The organism is Microcystis sp. M083S1, from assembly GCF_020246405.1.
Taxonomy (GTDB): domain Bacteria; phylum Cyanobacteriota; class Cyanobacteriia; order Cyanobacteriales; family Microcystaceae; genus Microcystis; species Microcystis aeruginosa_C.
Map to the genome: position 1 here is coordinate 20,753 of NZ_JADBTB010000068.1, position 6,940 is coordinate 27,692.

Sequence of the window (6,940 nt, forward strand, 5' to 3'; positions counted from 1 at the left end):
GGCCAAATTTTGAAGATATCCTTAATTTCTCTCCTGTTTAATCTTCCTTTAACTTGGGTCTGAAAAAATGCGATTGTTTAGCCCTTTTTTTGCAGGTTTTCAGCTAAAAATATGATTCATGCTATCTATCGTCACCATTGGAAATTTTTATTAACCTTGCTGTCAATTGCTGGCAGTATCAACATCGTTACCGAATCGGCCTCAGCTTTAAATATCACCCGATTGAGCAGTCTTGGCAATAGTACAACTGCTGCTAATAACTTCGGGGCAGAAATTCCCGCTTATGACCCCTCTAGTCGCAGATTATTCCTGACCGGTCCCAATAATCGTCTAGATATTGCCGATATCAGTAATCCCGCTAGTCCTATTACCTTATCATCGCTCGATCTTAGCTCCTACGGTGCGGGGGTTAACAGCGTTGCCATCAAAAATGGTATCGTGGCCCTGGCCATGGAAGCTAATCCGATTACCAATAACGGCAGTGTAGTATTTTTCGATACTAATGGTGTCTTTCAGAGTCAGGTTACTGTGGGCGCTTTACCAGATATGTTAACCTTTACTCCTGACGGTAATCGGGTTTTGGTCGCTAACGAGGGGGAACCAGCTAATGGTGTCAATCCCGATGGTTCCGTTAGTATTATTGATCTTAGTGCTGGTGTTCTCAATCCCACGGTCAACACTGCTACCTTTACCAGTTTTAATGGTCAAGAGAACACTTTCAGAAGTCAGGGAGTCCGTATTTTTCCCGGTCAAACGGTTTCCCAAGATGTGGAACCGGAATACATCACCGTTTCCGACGATGGAACCACTGCATGGGTGTCTCTACAGGAAAATAATGCTATTGCAATAGTCAATATTGTTAACGCTCAAGTCACCAGTATTTTACCCCTAGGAGCCAAAAATTTTAACGCACCGGGTAATGGTTTGGATCCTAGCGATCAAGATGGGGTAGTATTTGGAGGAGCGACTAATTCCCCAGCAGTCAGAATTAATAATTGGCCGGTTTTTGGCTTATATCAACCGGATACGATCGCCACCGTTACCATCGCCGGACAAACCTATTTAATTTCTGCCAATGAAGGGGATACTAGAAATGAGGCTCGACGAGTTTCTACTCTAACTTTAGACCCCAATGCTTTCCCTAATGCGGCCACATTGAAATTAACCCAAAATCTCGGACGTTTAGATGTTTCTAGCATTGACGGACTCAATGGCCAAGGTCAATATAGCCAACTTTTTGCCTATGGTGGTCGTTCTTTTTCGATTTGGAATGTCACTAATGGACTGTCCCAAGTCTTCGATAGTGGCGATGATTTTGAACAAATTTTAGCGACTTTTTCGGCAACTCCCCTAACTCCTAGTATCTTTAATTCCGATGGCACTCCTAGCAGTTTCGATAGTCGTAGCGATAACCGTGGGCCGGAACCGGAAGGTTTAGCAGTAGGAAGCGTGAGGAATCGTCTCTATAGTTTTGTGGGAATAGAAAGGGCTGGCGGTTTCATGGTTTATGATATCACCAACCCTAGTAATCCTTTGTTCACCAATTATATCAACGATTCGCAATTAGGCGATATCTCTCCCGAAGGATTATTATTTATCCCCGCTGCCGATAGTCCTAATGGTACTCCCCTGTTAATTGTTGCCAATGAAGTGAGTCGTAATGTGGCGATTTATTCCGTCAAACCTGTCCCAGAACCTAGCGCAGTTTTAGGATTAGTAACCCTCGGATTAGCTGGTTATGGTTTGAAAAAAAGAGGCAATTGCTAATCACATCGCGTAAAATGGTAGCGCCTCGGACCAATGGGGGCGTTTTCCCGTTTGCCAGTCCAAATAGGCTAAATCGAGGATATCGGGGGCATTTATGCCTAAATAGTTGGGTGTAGCTAATCTTTGATAGGAAATAGTTAAGTTTTCTAAAGTCTGCTGCCATTGTTCCGGAGTCATCAGGCTATCAGCTAAATAAACCCGATTACCCCGATAGATGCCCACATACAATTGTCCCCTAGTTGCGGGCATTTCTAAGGCTAGATGGGTATCGACGGGGTAAAAATCCCGTTGTGACCAAGCAAAGGCCGCTAAACTGGAGACGGTAAAAATCGGTAGCTGTAATTGTTGTGCTAGGGTTCTACCGGTGACTATACCGATGCGGGTACTGGTAAAGCTCCCCGGCCCCTTAGCGGTGGCTAGAAAGGCTAAATCAGCCCATTTTTGCGGAGCCAGGAACTGTTTTAGATAGGGGTGGAATAGGTTCGATAAATCCCTGTCTAAGTCCCAAGTTTGTTGACGACTATCATCGCTGAAATTAGAGATGGCTAGTCCTAGTTGGGGACTGCTGGTATGTAAGGCTAATCCGTAAACAGGGGAAGACAAGTCAATCTTTCTGTATTAGTAAGTTTTTATGGGTCGCCTGGGATTCGAACCCAAGACCAATCGGTTAAAAGCCGAGTGCTCTACCGCTGAGCTAGCGACCCGTTTCGTGTTCTGCACACGATTTATCAATATAACATCTGATCGGGGCTAAGTCAAGGGGTAATTTAAATTTGATTGACTCGCATTTCCACGATCGCCTCGCGGCTACTCTGGGGTTCTAGGTAGGTCAAATGTTCGCCTGTGTTGAGGGCGTTGCGGGGGGCGCTCCAGGGTTCGAGACAGATATAATTTTTATCTTTCAGGGTCCAAAAAACTAGAGTCGTATAGAGATCGTCGTAACCGAGGACAATTTGACGCTGATGATAGGAATCACTAAAACTACTTTGATGGCGCGTAATTTGCGGAAAAGCGGCATCAATTTCTTCGAGATTAAAGTCAAAGTTGCCGGAGTAGGAATGGAGGGTTTTCGTGCGTTGGTCGAGGTATTGAGAGGAGGGAATATCAAAGGATAATCGGGTTTTATCGGTGACTTGAAAATAGGGATGGAACCCGATAGAAAAGGGCATTCTTTCGGGAGAAAGATTAATCACTTTTTGGTGAATTTTGAGGCTGTTTCCTTGCAGTTGATAGGTAAAGATTAATTGAAAATCAAAGGGATAGACTTGACGAGTGGCCGGATTACTGTTTAATTCTAGGGTTAAACTAGCGGCGGTTTCGCTGCTTTGTTTGCTCACTTGCCAGGGTAAATCACGAGCAAATCCGTGTTGTTTGAGGGTGTAGTTTCGGCCTTGGTGTTGATAGCTATTATCGGGTAAGTTGCCACAGATAGGGAATAAAATCGGGACTCCTCCGCGCACACTGAGGTTAGGATCTTTGAATCTTTCTGTGTCCAGATATAAAATATCTTCTCCGCAAATTTGCCAACGGGTGATGATTCCTCCCCTAGCGGGAACCACTTCCAGATAAGCGTCAGCTTCTTCATCCTTGAGACAATAGGTAAGATATTGATTTTGGTTTTGAGTGATCGTAAAAGTCATATCAGTTATCAGTTATCAGAACGTAGGTTGGGTTGAAGCATGAAACCCAACACCCGCTCATGTTACGCTACCACTAACCCATCCTAACAAATAATTGTGCCTCCCTACTTAGCTTAACCAATGAGGTTTTAGATTCGGCCCTTGTGAATAAGCTGAGATAGCCTAGCTTGAGATGAAAATTTGGGTAAGAAAATAGGCAATGGCGGCACTACCAACCGGTACAGTGAGATTATCTATACCTAGTTTCGAGAAAGTTTCTAGAATAGTAGCTCCGATCGCTGTCAATAAAGATACTAGAATAATTGGCGGATTTATGCCATTAATAAAAGATAAAATAATCAAGCTGACTAAAAAGCTGATTACTAACATAGTCAGGGAACCCTCCAGACTTTTGCCACTGCCGAAAATTTTGTAGGGATGTTGACCAAAATTTTGTCCGACTAGGGCCGCAAATCCGTCTCCCAAAGCCATAATTAAAATACCCATTGCCGCATATTCGGGGTGAGAAATTGGCCAAAAATAACCCACGAGAACACCGATACTAACAGCATAAAAAAAAGTTCCCCAACTGCGGCGACCGACACTATTAAGACTGGGTAAAATGGGGAAAAAATAGGATAGGATAGCGATAGTTGCCGCTAGGATCGCCGCGCTTATTCCCACCCAAGCGGGGATATTTAACCACCAGGCAAAAAGGATGACGTTTCCCGTGCCAATGTGGACAACCTTGCGGGTAATTTCGCCATTGGTGCTGAAAAGACTTTTTAATTTTTCAGCGATCAGAATCAGAACAGCTAGGTAACAGGCGACTAAACCGATCGAAAATAGGAGAGAGTGGGATAGTTCCACGTGGCAAAAGCGAAAATTGACTATCTATTTAGTTTAGGTGATCGAGGTGACATTGTTGAAAGGAATTTTTATTGGCTTAATTGAGGGATATCGACGGTTTATTTCGCCGCTATTTCCCCCTTCCTGTCGTTTTCAACCCACCTGTTCCCAGTATGCCATGGAAGCGATCGATCGCTTTGGTGTGCTGCGCGGTTCTTGGTTGGCAATTAAGCGTATTCTCCGTTGTCATCCCTTTCACCCCGGAGGTTACGATCCCGTGCCTCCCTGTCACCACAAGCACGATTAAAAGGCAAAAATACTGCCTATTTTCTTTGGGGAAAACGCTCGATATCGGCGATACCATAAAAGATAATCTGTTTATCTTTTAAACGTAGTCGATCGACTCTTAATTGAGTACCATCGAGGGCAAATTTATCTAAATCCATAAGGTTGTTAACGTGGCTGATTAAAGCTTCTCCTAAAGCTTTCGATCTTTCGTCGCCTTGATAAACCACCTCGACAAATTGAATTTTTCGCCTTTCTTCCACAACCACAGCAGTGGTCATTTCTAGAAGAATTGGTTCTTCTTCTCCTAATTTAATTAGACTTTTCAGAGTTAAAGTTTTGTCGTCATTGAGAATTAATTCCGTATTCTGACAGTGAATTGATTTACCTTCGTACTCTAATCTTTGCAGTTTTTCGACAATAAAAGGTGTATTAAAAGAGGTGGTTAAGTCTTCTTCCGTTAAAACTACCCGCAAAGTGGCCCGCGTCGGTTGACGGAGTTTCACCTGTCCGGTAAAAATGGCACTAAAATCGATCGCCACCGCCTGCACATACAATTCCATGGCCTCGATGCGTAGGCCATTGTACATGAGCATTGACTGACCGATAAAGTCAAAACCGTCGATACTGCCTTGCAGTAATTTGGCTACGGGTTCGGCGCGGACAGTCGCTGTCAGCTTGCCTGTGCGTTTGAATAATGCAGCGATTGCAGCACTCACCACTTTACTGATGAGTTGATCGCCGCTCTGATTGGAAAAAGGTAAGCTACCAAACACGCCTGCTGTCATATCTCTCATAGGTGGGACTGCAACGATCTTAACATTATTTAAAGTTTCTTTACATATCGTTTTATTAATCAGGATGATAAGCAATCTGTATGATTCTGTAGAGGTTATAAATTTTTAGCGGTCTATCGCGTGCGAGGGGATAGGATGGAAAAACGCTACTATCCCAGTGATATAGCGTTTTTCACTTAAAAAATCGGGGTTAAAAACGTGGTTGCCATTTCAGATCAACAACCGTTAGCCGCTACCCACAACCACAGCGATCGAGTGGCGGTATTATTGATGGGATACGGGGAAGTGGAGAGTTACGAGGACTTCGCCAACTATAATGAACAGGCCTTAAATCTGCTGACGGCTAAGTTTGCTCCCGTACCGACTTGGGTTTATCCTCCCCTAGCGAAATTATTGGCTATATTTGACCTGCACGAATGGCAGCACCAGCATAATCACTTTATTTCCCCCCATAACCACATTTTCGAGCATCAAAGACAGGAAATCGAGCGCAATTTACAGGCAAAATGGGGTAATCGGGTGGAGGTATTCAAAGCGTTTAACTTCTGCGCGCCTTTTTTACCGGCACAAGTATTAACGGAAATCCGCGAGCGGGGATTTGAGAAAATTTTGATCTATCCTCTCCTCGTGGTTGATTCTATCTTTACCAGTGGCATTGCGATCGAACAAGTTAACAAAGCTTTAGCTCAAGGACAAACGGGGGAACATTGGGTTAAAGGATTGCGCTATATTCCCTCGTTTTATAACCAACCCGCTTATATAGATTTAATGGCGCGGTTAGTGGAGGAAAAAATCGCGGCCGAGGTAGCTAGTAGCTGTCTTCCCTCGCAAATTGGCATTATTTTAATGAATCACGGTTGTCCCCACGAAGCTAAGGGATTTACGTCGGGAATCGATGAAAGTCAAGCTTTATACGAGTTAGTCCGGGAAAAATTAATCTATCGTTATCCCTTGATTTCGGTGGGTTGGTTAAATCACCAAACCCCCTTAATTAAATGGACGCAACCGAATGCAGAGTTAGCGGCAAAGAATTTAATTGAATTGGGGGCCAAAGCTTTAATTTTCATGCCGATTGGCTTTGCTACGGAAAATCACGAAACTTTACTGGATGTGGAGCATATTATCGAAGCTTTACGCCGCAAACACGACCAAGTTAATTATGTGCAGATGGCTTGTGTCAACGATAATCCCGAATTTTGCCGGATGGTCGCCGATTGGGCCGAGGAACATATCGAAGCTTTACTATCACAAGAGGCTTTATCTGTCAATAGTTCTGTAACAATTCCTCACATTCATTCCGACCACCATCATCACCACGGACATCACCATCATCATTGAAAATCAGTCCTACCACTTGTCACTTTTGGAAGTATAATCTATAATTGTGCTTTCCTGGGTACGTAGCTCAATGGATAGAGCATCCGCCTTCTAAGCGGACGGTTGTAGGTTCGATCCCTACCGTACCCGTTATTGTTAAGTAGGATCTGCTGAAAAAGTTTTTCCTGGGGGTAGGGTGTGGGGTGTGGGGTGTGGGGTGTAGGGTTTTACCGATTTTCAGGTGGTCAACTACCTAATTTTCAGGGAAAAAGTACCTCAATTTTCCCCCTGATCACTCCCATGCCT

General features: G+C 44.0%; 7 protein-coding genes and 2 tRNA genes. 4 read left to right on the forward strand and 5 right to left on the reverse strand.

Annotation, left to right across the window (positions count from 1 at the left end):
- The first annotated feature begins 111 nt into the window (after window positions 1-111).
- Window positions 112-1,767, forward strand: a complete 1,656-nt coding sequence (locus tag IM450_RS06600; RefSeq protein ID WP_287671186.1) for a choice-of-anchor I family protein — start codon at window positions 112-114, stop codon at window positions 1,765-1,767.
- On the opposite strand, the gene tsaB is transcribed toward IM450_RS06600, so the two are convergent.
- The 4 genes from tsaB to IM450_RS06620 form a co-directional block, all read right to left on the reverse strand.
- Entirely contained in the window at window positions 1,768-2,370 is a 603-nt protein-coding gene (gene tsaB / locus IM450_RS06605; protein ID WP_287671188.1) for a tRNA (adenosine(37)-N6)-threonylcarbamoyltransferase complex dimerization subunit type 1 TsaB, read from the reverse strand.
- A 29-nt stretch (window positions 2,371-2,399) separates the two neighbouring features.
- Window positions 2,400-2,471: transfer RNA gene (locus tag IM450_RS06610), tRNA-Lys, on the reverse strand.
- 63 nt (window positions 2,472-2,534) lie between these two features.
- Window positions 2,535-3,407 (reverse strand): aldose epimerase family protein, encoded by an 873-nt coding sequence (locus IM450_RS06615; RefSeq protein WP_149976517.1) that lies wholly within the window; start codon window positions 3,405-3,407, stop codon window positions 2,535-2,537.
- 162 nt (window positions 3,408-3,569) lie between these two features.
- A complete protein-coding gene (locus tag IM450_RS06620; RefSeq protein ID WP_002800351.1) occupies window positions 3,570-4,256 on the reverse strand; it encodes a diacylglycerol/polyprenol kinase family protein in 687 nt (228 codons plus the stop codon).
- A gap of 55 nt (window positions 4,257-4,311) precedes the next feature.
- Here IM450_RS06620 and yidD point away from each other — a divergent pair, with 55 nt between their 5' ends.
- Window positions 4,312-4,542 (forward strand): membrane protein insertion efficiency factor YidD, encoded by a 231-nt coding sequence (yidD, locus tag IM450_RS06625; protein ID WP_004162269.1) that lies wholly within the window; start codon window positions 4,312-4,314, stop codon window positions 4,540-4,542.
- 16 nt (window positions 4,543-4,558) lie between these two features.
- On the opposite strand, the gene IM450_RS06630 is transcribed toward yidD, so the two are convergent.
- Window positions 4,559-5,317, reverse strand: a complete 759-nt coding sequence (locus IM450_RS06630; RefSeq protein WP_002800349.1) for an LmeA family phospholipid-binding protein — start codon at window positions 5,315-5,317, stop codon at window positions 4,559-4,561.
- A 198-nt stretch (window positions 5,318-5,515) separates the two neighbouring features.
- On the opposite strand from IM450_RS06630, the gene IM450_RS06635 reads away from it, so the two are divergent.
- Together IM450_RS06635 and IM450_RS06640 are read left to right on the forward strand one after the other, a co-directional pair.
- Window positions 5,516-6,655: a ferrochelatase gene (locus tag IM450_RS06635; protein WP_287671192.1), complete on the forward strand. Its 1,140-nt coding sequence runs from the start codon at window positions 5,516-5,518 to the stop codon at window positions 6,653-6,655.
- 56 nt (window positions 6,656-6,711) lie between these two features.
- A tRNA-Arg gene (locus IM450_RS06640) sits at window positions 6,712-6,784 on the forward strand.
- The last annotated feature ends 156 nt before the right edge of the window (window positions 6,785-6,940 follow it).

Bases quoted from the DNA above. Each gene is read 5' to 3' on its own strand.
- IM450_RS06600 (WP_287671186.1), top strand. From the start codon at position 112: ATGATTCATGCTATCTATCGTCACCATTGGAAATTTTTATTAACCTTG.
- IM450_RS06615 (WP_149976517.1), bottom strand. From the start codon at position 3,407: ATGACTTTTACGATCACTCAAAACCAAAATCAATATCTTACCTATTGT.
- IM450_RS06630 (WP_002800349.1), bottom strand. From the start codon at position 5,317: ATGAGAGATATGACAGCAGGCGTGTTTGGTAGCTTACCTTTTTCCAAT.